At 57.8% G+C, this 14,192-nt stretch carries 12 protein-coding genes; 6 read left to right on the top strand and 6 right to left on the bottom strand.

What is annotated here, in order from left to right; translation table 11 throughout:
* Positions 1–572: 572 nt before the first annotated feature.
* Together ACJMK0_RS09905 and ACJMK0_RS09900 are read left to right on the top strand one after the other, a co-directional pair.
* A complete protein-coding gene (locus ACJMK0_RS09905; RefSeq protein ID WP_405237848.1) occupies positions 573–1,064 on the top strand; it encodes a hypothetical protein in 492 nt (163 codons plus the stop codon).
* Between the two features lie 21 nt (positions 1,065–1,085).
* Entirely contained in the window at positions 1,086–1,787 is a 702-nt protein-coding gene (locus ACJMK0_RS09900) for a hypothetical protein (RefSeq protein WP_405237846.1), read from the top strand.
* Here the strand turns inward: ACJMK0_RS09900 and ACJMK0_RS09895 are convergent.
* Positions 1,766–3,520, bottom strand: a complete 1,755-nt coding sequence (locus ACJMK0_RS09895) for an asparagine synthetase B family protein (protein WP_405237844.1) — start codon at positions 3,518–3,520, stop codon at positions 1,766–1,768. The genes ACJMK0_RS09900 and ACJMK0_RS09895 overlap by 22 nt on opposite strands.
* Before the next feature lie 44 nt (positions 3,521–3,564).
* Entirely contained in the window at positions 3,565–5,373 is a 1,809-nt protein-coding gene (locus ACJMK0_RS09890; protein WP_405237842.1) for an asparagine synthetase B family protein, read from the bottom strand.
* Positions 5,374–5,641: 268 nt separating this feature from the next.
* Here ACJMK0_RS09890 and ACJMK0_RS09885 point away from each other — a divergent pair, with 268 nt between their 5' ends.
* Complete coding sequence (locus ACJMK0_RS09885) at positions 5,642–6,604, top strand: polysaccharide deacetylase family protein (protein ID WP_405237840.1); 963 nt, start codon at positions 5,642–5,644, stop codon at positions 6,602–6,604.
* Between the two features lie 19 nt (positions 6,605–6,623).
* Here ACJMK0_RS09885 and ACJMK0_RS09880 read toward each other — a convergent pair whose 3' ends face one another.
* Entirely contained in the window at positions 6,624–7,850 is a 1,227-nt protein-coding gene (locus ACJMK0_RS09880) for a glycosyltransferase (protein WP_405237838.1), read from the bottom strand.
* A 152-nt stretch (positions 7,851–8,002) separates the two neighbouring features.
* Between ACJMK0_RS09880 and ACJMK0_RS09875 the strand changes: the two genes are divergently transcribed.
* The 3 genes from ACJMK0_RS09875 to ACJMK0_RS09865 are packed head-to-tail and all read left to right on the top strand — an operon-like array spanning position 8,003 to position 9,944.
* Complete coding sequence (locus ACJMK0_RS09875) at positions 8,003–8,257, top strand: acyl carrier protein (protein ID WP_405237836.1); 255 nt, start codon at positions 8,003–8,005, stop codon at positions 8,255–8,257.
* Positions 8,254–9,090, top strand: a complete 837-nt coding sequence (locus ACJMK0_RS09870; RefSeq protein WP_405237834.1) for a hydrolase 2, exosortase A system-associated — start codon at positions 8,254–8,256, stop codon at positions 9,088–9,090. The genes ACJMK0_RS09875 and ACJMK0_RS09870 overlap by 4 nt, the downstream gene beginning before the upstream one ends.
* On the top strand, positions 9,087–9,944 hold the full coding sequence (locus tag ACJMK0_RS09865; RefSeq protein WP_405237832.1) for a hydrolase 1, exosortase A system-associated: 858 nt from the start codon (positions 9,087–9,089) through the stop codon (positions 9,942–9,944). The genes ACJMK0_RS09870 and ACJMK0_RS09865 overlap by 4 nt, the downstream gene beginning before the upstream one ends.
* A gap of 19 nt (positions 9,945–9,963) precedes the next feature.
* Here the strand turns inward: ACJMK0_RS09865 and ACJMK0_RS09860 are convergent, their stop codons facing one another.
* The 3 genes from ACJMK0_RS09860 to ACJMK0_RS09850 all read right to left on the bottom strand — a co-directional run bounded on the left by ACJMK0_RS09860 (position 9,964) and on the right by ACJMK0_RS09850 (position 14,189).
* Positions 9,964–11,046, bottom strand: coding sequence for a glycosyltransferase (locus ACJMK0_RS09860; RefSeq protein WP_405237830.1), 1,083 nt, complete (start codon positions 11,044–11,046; stop codon positions 9,964–9,966).
* Between the two features lie 101 nt (positions 11,047–11,147).
* On the bottom strand, positions 11,148–13,034 hold the full coding sequence (locus ACJMK0_RS09855; protein ID WP_405237829.1) for an XrtA/PEP-CTERM system amidotransferase: 1,887 nt from the start codon (positions 13,032–13,034) through the stop codon (positions 11,148–11,150).
* Positions 13,035–13,043: 9 nt separating this feature from the next.
* Positions 13,044–14,189, bottom strand: a complete 1,146-nt coding sequence (locus ACJMK0_RS09850) for a TIGR03088 family PEP-CTERM/XrtA system glycosyltransferase (protein ID WP_405237827.1) — start codon at positions 14,187–14,189, stop codon at positions 13,044–13,046.
* Between the last annotated feature and the right edge of the window lie 3 nt (positions 14,190–14,192).

The raw sequence follows: 14,192 nt of genomic DNA, 5'->3' as shown, positions 1-14,192 counted from the left end.
AGTGGAAACGACCGCCCAAGGAGTGGCATGCTGCGAGAGCTCAGTTCGCGATTCAGTTCGGAGAACGATTCAGAATCGCGGCTTAAGAAGAAAGTGACACCGGTTCACACACAGAAATTCTTACACTCCCGCTCGGCCAGCGCCTTCGATCGGCTTCTTAGTTCCGCGTCGCTGCGCCCCTTCATCCGGGACCAGATAGCCGAACCACTGAGTCCCGCCAGCCGGCCGGTTACGCTTACGATCTCTTGTAATTTGCGGTTTACCGGTGCCTATTACCGTGGACTGACCATTCAGGCCGCCCTGATTCAATTTGTTCCTCTACGCACAGCCGCTAAGGTAAGATTACCCTTATGAAAGAATGTCTTCGGCACCAAGATGAGCACTTAAGCGAGCGCCGTAGGAATGCAACAACCATTGCAGTCATTCTGTCGATGTGGCTCTTTTCCGTACTGACAGTTAGTTCCTCGGCGGAGGCGAACAACCGACTTGTCGAATGCGGCTCCTTAGACAATGCTCCCAACCAATTTGATTGCACGAATTCCGCACACCCACGAGACAAACTACGAGTGGCCATGCAGTTTCATTTCAACAATGAGGTCTTTCGTCTCAAGTATGGAATGACCAGCGATAATCCTAGCAGCGACATCGCCTATACTTGCCGACCGTTTGCTAACCAGCACCCTGCGCCGGATGCCATAGCCCGCGTTCATCGTCTGCATCAGACAGAGAAGCTGCTAGAAGTCGAATACTCTTTGTCGCGCCACTTTGAGCAAGCCAAGGGAATGGCTCCGGGTGATCCGACCACCCTGATGCCATACGGAAACCACTTGTTCAGGACTGGGCGCTTCGACCAATCGGAGACGAGCTTTCAGGTCGCGCTAGATCTGCCACCGGAACCTACCAAATTTCACTACAATCTCGATTCCCTCTACTTCCGCTATGGTGGCGTCCAATCCGCACAAGATCATGCTGTCCGGGCTTACGAACTTGGTTTCCCCCTTCCCGGCTTGCGCAGAAAACTGATCGAGGCAGGTCAGTGGCCGTCAAACGCTGACGACGAGTAAGTCACCATCGGGGGCATCGCCATGCTGCGGTCGACAGTGAAAAGATTCGGCTACTCCCACGGCCTGCTCTATCTATGTAATCGAATTCTCGAGCGTATCTTCGGGCCACGGGTCTTTATTCAGCATTACCAATTTGTTGCGCTTGCAACAGAAACGCCGATTCCGCTACCTCGACGCCTGGCATCCAACATGACCACCACTGTGCTCTCCTCATCCGAGATCGCCAGTCTTGCCGTGCCACGGCCAAAAGAAAAGCTGCGATCGCGATTAAGTGACGGATCAACCTGTCTCGTTACCCGCAAGAACGGAACTTTCGCAGGCTTCATCTGGATAAAGAGAGGGGTCTATCTCGAGGACGAAGTCCGCTCCCGATACGACATTTCGTCCGATTGGCGGTCAGTGTGGGATTACGACATGTATATCGCACCCTCTTTTCGAAACACCGCAGCCTTCCTGAAGATCTGGCACGACACGCTAGACTTTCTCCGAAAGGAAGACGTCCGGTGGTCGATCAGCAGAATCTCCGCGTTCGCCCCGGAATCGCTCAGAGCTCACTTGCGACTCGGCGGGAAAATTATCGGTGGCGCTTACTATTTTCGCTTGTTCGCAGTGCAACTCACCTTGTTTTCGCAGCGACCGTTCGTTCATCTATCGCTCAGCGACCGATCGCCGCCGTCGATCATGCTTCGTACGCCAATCTCTCAGGAGCCGCCCAGGCGCTGAAAGAAATACTCAAGTGTCCTCATCCGATTGAACTGGGCTGGTTCCACCACATACTCTGTTCGAAGAAATTGTGCCACCGAAGACAAGCCGCCAGGAAAAAGAAAGTCGAACCGAGCGGCGGTCGCTCTTCGTTGGTCGAAGTCATTTCTTCTGAGCGCACTCTTCACGCGGAACGTCCATTGCCTGACAATCGGTGGTCGATACAGTGTCATCTTCTCTTGTAAAACGGCTGAGAAAGGCGGGTCCTCGCCGAACGAATACCCGTAAGCCGAGTCGTAATTTGCCAACCTCTTGCTGACCCTTCTTATCAGGCGCGCCGCCAGTCTCCCTCCGTTTTTTTGACCGACGGGGACCGTGCCCGCTACCTCAACAAGCGCGGGCTCCACCAGCGGCGTATGCATGAGGCCCAGCTTGTTGTTGATCGAGCTATTCCGCCCCATCCAATAACGACAACGAAAAGCCGGGTAAACACGTTCCACTTCGCCTCGCGTCAGGCGACGGCCCGAAATGCCGAGCACTGCCTCGATCTTTTCGCGCATTCGCTGCTGATACTCACTGGGTTGGTAACCTGCCCCGAATGCGCGTGGATCGAACTGGCTGTAAAATGTCCAGACAAGTTGACCCGCAGAAAAAGGGAAGTCAGGCAGATAAAAGAAATTTCTAAAGATCTCACCCCCACCGCCATTCAGCGCAATTACGCCTTTCCCCGCCCGTTCCCGCCGAGTCGCCAGATCTGCACCGGCATCGAAAATCCCGTCGGCCGGAATACCATCAAACGCATGGAAATTTCTGTCGACGATCTCCGCCAATTCATCTCTACCTCTTGCTGATTGATATTGGCTCTTGTCAATATGAGCCAGGTGGAACCCTTCCGCCCGTGCAATTTGTTTAGCTACCCTTACGTCGGTGTCCTGCTCCATCCCGTACACATGGACATTCGGTCTTACATCACGTGCCAGTAAATGCGCAAGAATGAGCCGCGAGTCATAGCCACCAGAAAGTGCCGTGTCGACGCGACCCCTGAACGCCTCAACGCAGTCATCGAAAACACGATCAAGCACATGGCCAACTCGATCGACGTGATCATCCAACGACAATCTCTCAATGACGGGTGGCGCGAGCGGCGGACGACGACCCTGATCGACTCTGCCCTGAGAAATCATAAGGCCACGATCAGGATTCAATAAACGGACATTCTCAATGACCGTCTCGTCACCGTAAGTCGCACCCTGGAATACATATTCAAAAATTGCCTGGGCGTTCGGACGCAAGGAGGTCGTGCACGCCACCGTGGCCAGGAAAGAACTGGATATGACCGACGTATCTGAAATATAAGCTTTATAGAGGCCGAGCCGATCAGAAAAGATGTAGAGGCGGCCGTTCTTTCGAACGATACAGATATATGTACCGTAAAGTGGCGCCGGCAAAGGATCGAAATTTTTCTCGGCGCTATCTGAAACGGAGAAGTCCCTGAAGATCTGTGTCAACCCCTCAGCTCCGGTACTGGCTCTATAGAAAAAAGTGCCGCAGACAGCGATGAATTCTCCGGCACCGAAACTCCGGATGCTCGTCGTCTGTGATACTTGCTTCGGATAGACAAACAAGACCCCGTCGTCAAAGTCGAGTCGCTCGGGTGCCACGTAACCCTGACTCCTCATCGCTGCGCTCTGTCGCCCCTCAAGCCTCTCCCGTTCGGGCGTCGGACGACCGGCGATTAGCGTGAATGCACCCATATCGCTAACGCCTCCTTGTTCCGTAAGAGAGCGCCGAGGACAGCTCACGCATAAATACGCCAGCCAGGACTGTGAGCTTGCAGCCAGAGCTCAAGCATCATCAATACCCAGACCAATTCGCCGTAGTAGGAGGGATATGCCGGGAGTCGCTCTTCCATCAGGAGATTCGCATAGGATTCACGCACCAAGCCGCGGTCGACAAGATTCCGGATAGCATCGCGAGTCATTCGTCGGAGATTCTCGTGCTCCAGTGCCCAGGTGCCAAACGGAAGGCCGAAGCCATGCTTTTTCTTTTGAATGATTTCCCGTGGCAGAAAGTCGCTCAGAGCCCTCTTGAAGAACCAACGCAACTTTAGGCCTTTCACCTTCCAGTCTGGCTCCAGACGCAGGGAGAATTCGAGCAGATCATCGGAGAGCAGCGGAAAGCCTACATGGATGCGGGCCATGTTTGCCGCGTACCGCACCTTGCGAAGATCGTTGTCGGCGAGCGTAAACTTCCAATCGAATTCCAGCATACGATCCAAGAAATTATCCGCCGCGAGATCGGTCCATACCTCCCGCTGGCGGAAGTGCGGATGGCTGGAGTCTACCGCCCTCAACCAGGCCTCAGGCAGAATCGCAGCCGTTCCTTCACGCTCCAGAAGATTGTACGTCTCCAAGCGATCAGGCATTGGGATATTGGCCTGCTCCACGTAGCTCTTGAGTTTTTTCAGCAGCGGAATAACGGCACAGAAGTCGGGACCGGTTAGCCTCTCTATGCCACCTCTGCGCAATGGCCCAGGTATGGCGCCATACCATTCGAATACCTTCTGTTTAGCGTAGCGGGTATTGCCCCCAAACAATTCATCGCCGCCATCACCAGCCAAAAGTTTCGTAATGCCGTCCTCCCGGGCCCGATCGGCACAGATCATTGCGGGCAGTAATGAGGAATTCCCGAATGGCTGGTCGAGGTTGGCAGCCACGTTGGGGATATTGGCGACAAGATCATCCGGTGTCACGTAGTAGCTTTGGTGGTCGGTGCCATATCGTTCGGCTGCCAGCTTGGCGTAGCTCGCCTCGTCATAGCCCTCGACATCGAAACCGATGGAATACGATTTCACCGGTTGATCGGATTGCTCTGCAAGCAACCCAACGACGGTGGAACTGTCCGTGCCCCCGGAGAGAAAGGCGCCAGTGGTTCCGGGCTCGACTTCTTCGGCAACCGCTTCTCGCAGGAGACGATGGAAGTCGTGTTTCGCTTCGTCGAAGCGAGTATAGACCGGACCTTTGGCCTTCCGTGACCAATACGTCTTTTGGGTCAGCTTGCCCTGATCCCATCGCACTATTGTTCCCGGCTCTAAGCGCATCAGGCTATCGTGGACAGTGTCGGGGCCCGGTAGACAATGAAAATAAAGATAGTCGAACAGCGCTTGGAGGGAAATCGAGGGCCGGTCGTCGAACAAAACCGTAGCACGGTCGGCGAACGCGAATCCGTCATGGAACGGCCGGTAGTACAACGAATAGCTACTGAACCGGTCACTGACAAGCACAACCCGGCGCGCTTCCAGTTCCACGTAAACAATCGCAAAATGGCCGCCGAGATGCTCGTCAAGTTGCGCCGTCGGGCCGAGCAAGGCCGTCTGCCAGCAGTCAATTTCGACCGCGTCCCCCGACAGGTCGGCGGCGCGCAGCCCCTTTAACTTGGGGGAACCGAGAATGAGGCACAGCGCGGAGTTGCTGCGGACTACCCGCGCATCGGATGCCGCGAACACGCAGCCGGCCGCCCTCTCTTCCAACGTGCCAGTGTCAGCAAGTCGATTAGTCAAGAGCGATGTGCCGCCGGCGCCGATAGCGCCCGCCAAACGTGCCTGCATGCTTCGATTCTCCTTCGGATCTCGATGCGAAGCGGGCAAGTATGGCACACGGCAGTCGGATCACCCGAGAACCGGTTCACGCCCACCAGCATGACGGCGGTGCAGCGTCATGGACATGGATTCCACGGTACCCTACTTGTTGTTTGCGCGCGACAGCTAGCGGCCTCGCGTTTCATCAGGCATCATCGACGCGCTGATAAGTTCCAAGAGAAACAGCGCGTGAACGTAGTACCCAAAGGCCGCAGAAAGAACACCAGTACCCCTTCCTATGTGGACTGACCCTTTCATTCGATACTTCCTGGCGCTGGGCTCTGCGATGTCCGGTTCTCCCCGGCTCACCATCCTGATATTTCACCGGGTATTGCCGGCACCAGATCCTCTTTTCCCCGGTGAGGTCGACGTGGGCCGTTTCGATGAGATTTTGTCGTGGGTCACCCAGTGGTTTCACGTGCTCCCTCTCGCAGAAGCCGTTGAACGCCTTGAACGTCAGTCGCTACCGGCACGCTCTGCTTGTATCACTTTTGACGACGGCTACGCCGACAATGCGACGAACGCACTACCTATCCTCGATAGTCACGACGTGCCAGCCACGTTTTTTGTGGCCACCGGCTATCTCAATGGCGGCAGAATGTGGAATGACACGATCATCGAGGCCATCCGTGGAACGAGCGAGGCGGAGCTTCAACTGGATAATATTGGGGCTGGCGTGCTCCCCACGGGGTGCACCGCCGAGAAGCGACAAACGATTGAGCGCCTAATCAGTCTGATCAAATATCGCAGCATTCGGGAGCGCGACGAAATCGCGGCGGTAGTTGCAGGAGTGTCGAGGTCCCGTCTGCCCGACGACCTGATGATGAGTGATGGCCAGGTGCGTCAATTGCAGGATGCCGGAATGACGATAGGAGCCCATACCGTCGATCATCCCATCCTGAGCCTCTGTGACCCGGCTGAGGCCAAGCGCCAGATCGGCGACAGTCGTGACCACCTGCAAGAACTTACGGGCGAGAAAGTGACGCTCTTTGCGTACCCGAACGGCAAGCCTGGTAAAGACTATCTGCCGGAACAGACACGTCTGGTAAAGGAACTCGGCTTCCGGGCCGCAGTATCAACCGCACCGGGCGCCTCGCGTGCAGGCGACGACCTGTATCAACTTCGCCGTTTCACACCCTGGGATCGAAGCCGCCACAGATTCGTCGCGCGGCTTGCTCTGAACCTGACGCGGCGAGACTGACTGGTCACCTGTACATCAGTCAGACCAACACTATCGAATCCAGCAGTCGGGCGAACTCTTGCGTTCGCGCATAACGGGAAGCCAGGCGCACGGCTTCGTCCAGTGGTAGCGGCCTGTCATCGGTAGAAACAAATTCGGCCAGAAGACCTGTAATCGCTTCCGCATCATCCAAAGGCGCCACTTTATCAACCCCCGCGTTGCGAGCAACTCCCACCGTATCACCTGCCGGGTCGCTCAGGACCAACAACGGACGACGGGCGCGAAGATACTCGTAAATCTTCGCTGGAATCTGCTGGTTGCAGTTCGCGGCTTGCAGTATGAGCAGCCCATCGGCCGCCTGCATCTCGCCCAGCGCGTCGCGATACGACAGGGACGGCAACAACTCGATCGCGGTCGAAACATCATACCGCTGCGCGAGCGAGGTCAGCAGCTCATCGGCCATGGAAGCTCTGAATCTGATCATTATCCGCTCGAAAACGGCCGGATGCGCGTCCTTCAACTTCGCAAGGGCCGCGAACAGAGCGGTCGGGTCCCGCTCGGAAGCATAGACGACACCGCTGTGCAGAAGGGTCACACGGCCGTGATTCAGGGGCATGGCCGCTGGTGCGGCGGCTTCGAACGCCCCTTCGTCGTAGCCGTTCTCGATCACCTCCAGCCTGCCGGCATATGCAGGGTATCGTTGTCCATAGAGCGCCCGGGCACCCGGCGTGGTAAAGACCGACCGGGCGGCACATGCGATCGTGCGGGATTCGATACGCTTGAAGCTCCGCCACGTCGCCGGATCTGCGGGATAGCCCTCCTGTGCCATCGGGTCGCGGAAATCCGCCACCAGCGGCAGGCCGCTGAGCCTCGCGAGCGTGCAGCCGATGCGATGCGCGGTGGCAATAGGATAAGTGGACCAGATCACCGAGGGTTTGTAGCGGCGGATGGCGCGCAACCCTGCCGGGACTGCCCCGAGCCACCAGGATTGCCAGCGGTCGGGGCGGGCCAGGAAGCCCGGATAACGCCCACCTATCGCCAGGTGCCGCTTGGTGTCCAGCGCCGGTGCCCGGATCACCGGTATTCGGCGAGGTACCTCGCTCAGAAGGTCCGGGTTGTGGTGCTCGTAGACGCCGGGGGTCGCGGTCAGTACGATTGGCTCCCAGCCGAAATCAGGCAGATAGGATGCGAAGCGCAGCGCCCGCTGGACGCCGCTGGTCCCGGAGGCCGGTGGAAAGTGGTAGGCGACCATGAGGACGCGTGGCACGAGAGACTCCTGATGCGGCGTGGGATGGCCGGATAGTAGTTCAATACGCGGACTGTGACATCCAACACGGCGGATTATCACAGATTTTCTAGACTGGCCAAGCAGCCTGCGCACAGTTTGAACAGCCGAGTGGCTCACAGAGGAGACGACCGTTGAATACCGAAGGCGAAGTACTGGCCATACTGGACGAGACCCTTAGCCTGCAGGGGCGGGCCGCGAAGTTCACGGGCGATACGCCGCTCCTCGGCTCGCTGCCGGAATTCGATTCCATGGCCGTGATGACCGTTATCACCTCGATCGAAGAGCGCTTCGACCTCACGGTGGACGACGACGAACTGGATGCCGAGGTCTTCGAAACCGTCGGCTCGCTGACCCGCTTCGTAGAGACGAAGCTCGCCGACGCGTGACCGCTCGACCTGGCACGACTCCCGAACCATTCTTTGCCGATACCGGAAACGGCCGGCAGTTCGCGGTGGTCAACCGACCTGCCGACACACCTCGGGGCAGTGTGCTGTTCGTGCCACCCTTCGCGGAGGAGATGAATAAGTCCCGACGCATGGCCGCACTGACGGCCGCCGCGCTTGCCAGAGACGGCTGGCTGGTCCTGCGTTTTGACCTCACCGGCTGCGGGGACAGTGACGGAGAATTCGCCGATGCCACCTGGCAGGGCTGGCTGGACGACCTCGACTTCTGGGTGCAATGGCTGCGCCGGCAGACCGAGGCCCCCCTCCTCCTCTGGGGGTTGCGCGCCGGTGCTCTGCTCGCCTCCGCGTGGCTACAGGAGACCGGGGAATCCCTGCCGTTGCTGCTCTGGCAGCCGGTGGGGAATGGCCAAAGGCATCTCACCCAATTCCTGCGCCTGCGCGCTGCGGCGGAGATGATGGACGCCAGGCAGACCAAAGGTGTGGTCTCCCAACTGTGGGAAACGTTCGCCAGTGGAATCGCTGTAACGGTCGCCGGCTATACTTTAAACCCGGCGTTGGTCAATCCGATGTCGGACGTCCGGATCACTCTTCCAGATGAGTACAGGGCGAGAGTCTCCCTCCTCGAGATTTCCGGCGCCGAGCGGCCGAGCCTTTCGCCAGCGACAGAAATGATCGTGCAAAAATGGCGAGAGGCCGGCGTCGATACAGCCGGTTTTGTAGTGCCAGGTGCGCCTTTCTGGCAGACGACCGAGATCGAGACAGTACCCGCAGCGATCGATGCGAGCGTAACCGAAGCCCGTAGGTTAGCCGGATGAACTATACCGAAAAGGCACTAGTATTCGACTGCCAGGGCGACTCACTGGTCGGCGTCCTCACGGCGCCCGAACAGTCGTCCTGCCCAACCGGAGTCATCGTCGTAGTTGGCGGCCCTCAGTACCGGGTCGGTAGTCATCGTCACTTCGTATTACTTTCACGCGCGCTGGCCGAAGCAGGTATTCCGTGTCTTCGTTTCGATTATCGTGGGATGGGTGACTCGACCGGAGACTCTCGAGACTTTCTTTCGATCAATGACGACATCCGGGCTGCCGTGGATACTCTGTTGCAACAGTCCGATAACCTAAACCGCATCATTCTCTGGGGCTTGTGCGACGGCGCTACGGCAGCCGCCTGTTATGCAGCAGAAGATAGCAGGATAGCGGGTCTTGTTTTTCTTAATCCATGGGTACACACGGACCACGCAGAGGCCAAAGTCTACCTTAAGCACTATTATCTTCAGAGGCTCACTTCCGGTGCATTCTGGCGAAAACTCGTTTCCGGCGAAGTCAGAACGCGATTCGCGCTACGTGGTCTGCTCGACATGGTCCGCAGAACGCGAGCCCGCGACGCGCTTTCGACGCAAGCGATCGACAACGAGTCTTTGCCTCAGCGACTTTACCGCTGGTTGACAAGTCGCTCTTTACCTACGGCAATTCTTCTGAGCGGTAAGGACTTTGTAGCTCAGGAGTTCGAGAGCCTAATCACCACTGAGCCTCGCTGGTCCCGACTCATGAAGACAATTCAATTGGAGCGCCTTCCCAATGCGGATCACACCTTTTCTCAGCCTGCCGAAGCCGCCCGAGCAATCCGACTTACAGTAGCGTGGGTCACTTCGCAAGCAAACATCACGTGAGACCTTAAGAAGATTCTAATCACCGATCCGCAAGACAAGCTTCGAAAAGCGATAATTGACCTTCAGTGGTCGCCCCCCAATCAAATTTCTCCGCCCACCTCCGTGTCCGCTGCCATCCCGGATAACTCTCGAATAACCGGTGGACCGCTTTCGCTAGCGACTGTGCGGACCTGTCCTCCATCAACACCCCGGCGTCCGGGGATCCTATCACCTCCGGCGTACCCCAGATCGCAGTAGCCGCGACCGGAGTTCCGCACGCAATACTCTCAAGCAAGACATTGGCCATGCCTTCTCGACTGGAGCACAACACCAGACAGTCCGCCGCATTGTAATATCGCAAGAGTTCCGAGTGATTCACTGCACCGACAAATCGTATTCTATCGACAACGTTCATACGGATTGCCTGGTTTTTGAGCTCCTCCTCCATTGGACCACTTCCGACAATAATCAATTGAAATTTCGGCAGGTGCGTTAGGCTTTCTATGGCGATATGGTGACCCTTGCGTTCAATTAAGTGCCCAACAGATAGCAAAGTCGGATGTTCGATCCCAAGATCACGACGAATTTGATCTCGAGGCAGCGGTCGGAATTTCTGCAAGTCTACTCCATTGCGCAGTGTCTTTACCTTATCCGGAGATGCCCCGAGTTCAATGAGTCGTCCTCTTAGCGCTTCACTAACCGTAACCAAACCTCTGGCGTTGCGCATCGCCCACTGAATCTGTCGACGCGCTAAGTGGTAACGAGGAATCAAATTCAAATCCGTTCCGCGACCAGTTATGACGACAGGCTTCCGAAACCAGCGGCCAAGCATCACCGCCGCTACACCGTCGGGATAGAAGTAGTGTGCGTCAATCAGATCAAAACCATCCAGATCGCCAAATATGCTCCGGATGGCACGATAGCTTGCGCTCGCCAGCAAAAGGGGCGCAGCAGTCATGCCTACCTTAGGAATCAATGGATACCGAGGATGAATAACCCTATTTCCCTCGAAGGACTCCTCGTGAGGGATCCGGGCCCAAGCCCCGTAGGCGCCAAAGCGACTGCCCTTGAATGGAAACCAAGGTACAGGTGCAACGACGGTTGCTGACACTGCATCAGACATTATCAAGTGACGGAGCCTCTCGGCCACGAAGATACCGAGACTCGGCATCTCCCTGTTCGGAAATAGCGTTGTGTAGGTGAGAATCCGCACTTTTCGGGCGGCTACTCGCCTGCCAGAAAGCCGTCAAACATGGCCAATGCCCACAGGACCGGTGCGTAGTTACCCTTTCCCGACTGATGATCTTCGACCAATCGATCAAGTAATGATGCATCAAAAATGCCGCTGGATTGCAGCCGATCGCCGCAGATAGTATCCCGCAGCCGGTCCCGCAATTCGTTCCTGAACCACCCCACAATGGGCACCGCAAAACCCATCTTGTCCCTGTACATGACGTCGTGAGGAAGATAGGGCTTCAACGCCCGCTTGAAGCAGTGCTTGCCGTCGGCGCCCGCCAGCTTCTCGCCCGTCGGTACCGTCGCCGCCCATTCCACGAAATGATGCTCGAGGATAGGGACCCGAACCTCCAGGCTGTGGGCCATGCTGGCCCGGTCCACCTTAGTGAGGATGTCGCCGGGCAAGTACGTCTTGAAGTCCATGTACTGGACCAGCTGCATACCGTCTTCCACGCGGGCTCGGCTCGCATGATCCCGATAGACCTCGAACGCTTCGTAACCATCGATCTGCGACTTGAATTCACCGGAAAAGAGCTGGCGCCGCAGCGCTGACGGGAAGATCGAGACGCTGGAGAAATAGGCCTCGAGACTATCGCGTGCAAGCTCCTGCAGCGTGGCCTTGGCCCGCAGGAATCTCGGTGCCCAGTCCATCTTGGGGTAGAGACTCCCGAGGGCACCGAACAGCGGCCCGCGGAGCGCCTGCGGCATCAGCCGCCTGATGCGTTCCTCGTAGGCGTGCCACCGATAGCGGCGGTAGCCGAGGAAGTTCTCGTCTCCGCCGTCACCGGACAGAGCCACGGTGACGGACTCCCGCGCCAGCTCGCACACCCGGTAAGTGGGTATCGCGGAGCTGTCCGCGAAGGGCTCGTCATAGAGTCGCGGCAGGGCGTCGATCAGCGAATAATCGGACGGCTCCACCTGCCGTACGCGATGCCGCGTGTGGTAGCGCTCAGCCACCTGCTCCGCGAACCGGCTCTCGTTGTACTCAGGATCACCGAAGGAGATCGAGCAGGTGTTGACGGGGTCGTCATTCAACCGAGCCATCATCGCCACGATGGCGCTGGAATCGACGCCGCCGGAGAGAAACGCGCCCAGCGGCACCTCGGCGACGAGCCGCCGATCGACGCTCGCGCTCAGGCGGTTGATCAGTTCCTCGTCCAGCCTTGCCGGATCCATCGGCTCTCCGGTCTGGAACGAGAGATCCCAGTAGCACCGCGGCGCCGGCAGCGATCCGTTGCGGCCGACCCTGAGCGTATGGCCCGGCGGGAGCTTGTGTGCGCTCTTGAAAATGGTCTTGGGGTCGGGCACGTAACCGAAGGCGAAATAGTCCTCGATGGCCTCGGGACGGAGCTCGCGTTTCAGCCCCGGATGCAGCATCAGGGCCTTGAGTTCAGTGGCAAAGACCAGGTATCGATCTTCGGTGACGGCGTAGTAGAGCGGCTTGATACCGATGCGGTCCCTCGCCAGGAAGACGCAGTCCCGGTTACGGTCCCATACGCCGAAGGCGAACATGCCGTTGAACCGCTCGACGCAGGCCTCGCCCCACTCCTCCCAGCCATGAACAATAATCTCGGTATCGCAGCGCGTCTTGAATACGTGGCCTTTCGCCTCGAGTTCCTGGCGCACCTCGCGGAAGTTGTAGATCTCGCCGTTGTAGGTGACCGCCACGCTGCCATCTTCGTTGAACAGCGGCTGATGTCCGCCTTCGATATCGATGATAGAGAGTCGGCGATGACCGAGACCCACGCCCGGCTCGAGGTGGTAGCCTTCGCCGTCCGGACCCCGGTGAGCCTGTGAACGATTCATGTCTTCGAGCAGGGCGCGGTTAATGTTCCTTCGAGTGTCGAGATCGAAGATGCCGGTTATTCCACACATAGATTCGCCTCAGGCCGCCCGCCGGTGCGACGCCGATACTGCCTCGCGGTAGAGATGAGCGTACCTGTCCACCATCGCATCAATAGAGAAGCATTGCTCAGCCCTTGCACGCGCCGCGTAGCCATGCTGACGCCGGGCCGCCGCATCGGCGAGATATCCCTCGATGGCGATGCGCAGCCGCTGGCGATCGTTCGCAGGCACGAGCCGCCCTTCCCGCGCGTCGGTAATCAACTCCGGGTTGCCCCCGACAGCGGTTGCAACAACAGGCAGCCCACTGGCCATCGCCTCAAGTACGGTATTCGAGATGCCCTCGTTCAGAGACGGCTGTACAAAAAAATCAAATCTGCTCATTAATTCCGGCACGTCCGCTACATTACCCGGCAGCTCCACAATATCCCGCAGTCCATACTGGTCACGGAGCCGCAGGCATTCGCTGTGACCAGGACCATCTCCAGCCATGATGACACGGATTCGACCGCGCCACTTCGTCTGCACTTCAACCAGATCCCGGATTGCCGCCATAAAGACATCGAGTCCTTTGATTGGCTCCTGACGCCCAACGGTACCGAAGACAATCGGCTTTTCCGACGTCGAGCTTTCTCGCGCCTGCGTCGCGGGACTCTTGAAGCGTGCCAAGTCAACACCATTATGTATGGTGGTCACCCTGGCGTCTGCGATACCGATCACATCCAGCAGCCAGCGACGAATGTCATGGGAAACCGCCACATAGCCATGCAGGGCGTGGTCGCAGAATCGCCGCAGCCGACGATATTTCGGCGAGGTACCATTGGGATCATCGGCAGACCAGCCGTGCTCTCCATGAATTCTTATCCGGCAGCCTGCGAACCGGGCCACCCAGGCCATATCCAGCGTGCCCAGATTTCGCGTGTGCACGATATCCGGCCGCACCCGTCGCAATTCACGATACACCCGCCAATAGGTGACCGGATGCTTGCCCGCCGGCTTGTGAAACTCAACAACCTCGACATCATCGCGAGAAATCCGACGACGAAAATCGGTAGCGTGAGTAAGGCAGAATATCGAATGGGAGAATTGCTCCTCAGGCAATCGGTTAACTAGGTTGACCAACCCATTCTCCATGCCCCCCGTGTCAAGGCGGTAGATAATGTGAGCGATGCGGATCGTCTCGGACACGGG

This window comes from Lentisalinibacter orientalis, from assembly GCF_040706535.1.
Taxonomy (GTDB): domain Bacteria; phylum Pseudomonadota; class Gammaproteobacteria; order Steroidobacterales; family Woeseiaceae; genus Lentisalinibacter; species Lentisalinibacter orientalis.
The sequence above is the reverse complement of the archived record's forward strand: the minus strand, read 5'-3'. Positions and strand labels throughout refer to the sequence as shown.

Coding starts and splice junctions, on each gene's coding strand:
- ACJMK0_RS09905 (WP_405237848.1), top strand. CDS start 573: ATGCAGTTTCATTTCAACAATGAGGTCTTTCGTCTCAAGTATGGAATG.
- ACJMK0_RS09900 (WP_405237846.1), top strand. CDS start 1,086: ATGCTGCGGTCGACAGTGAAAAGATTCGGCTACTCCCACGGCCTGCTC.
- ACJMK0_RS09895 (WP_405237844.1), bottom strand. CDS start 3,520: ATGGGTGCATTCACGCTAATCGCCGGTCGTCCGACGCCCGAACGGGAG.
- ACJMK0_RS09890 (WP_405237842.1), bottom strand. CDS start 5,373: ATGCAGGCACGTTTGGCGGGCGCTATCGGCGCCGGCGGCACATCGCTC.
- ACJMK0_RS09885 (WP_405237840.1), top strand. CDS start 5,642: ATGTGGACTGACCCTTTCATTCGATACTTCCTGGCGCTGGGCTCTGCG.
- ACJMK0_RS09865 (WP_405237832.1), top strand. CDS start 9,087: ATGAACTATACCGAAAAGGCACTAGTATTCGACTGCCAGGGCGACTCA.
- ACJMK0_RS09860 (WP_405237830.1), bottom strand. CDS start 11,046: ATGTCTGATGCAGTGTCAGCAACCGTCGTTGCACCTGTACCTTGGTTT.
- ACJMK0_RS09855 (WP_405237829.1), bottom strand. CDS start 13,034: ATGTGTGGAATAACCGGCATCTTCGATCTCGACACTCGAAGGAACATT.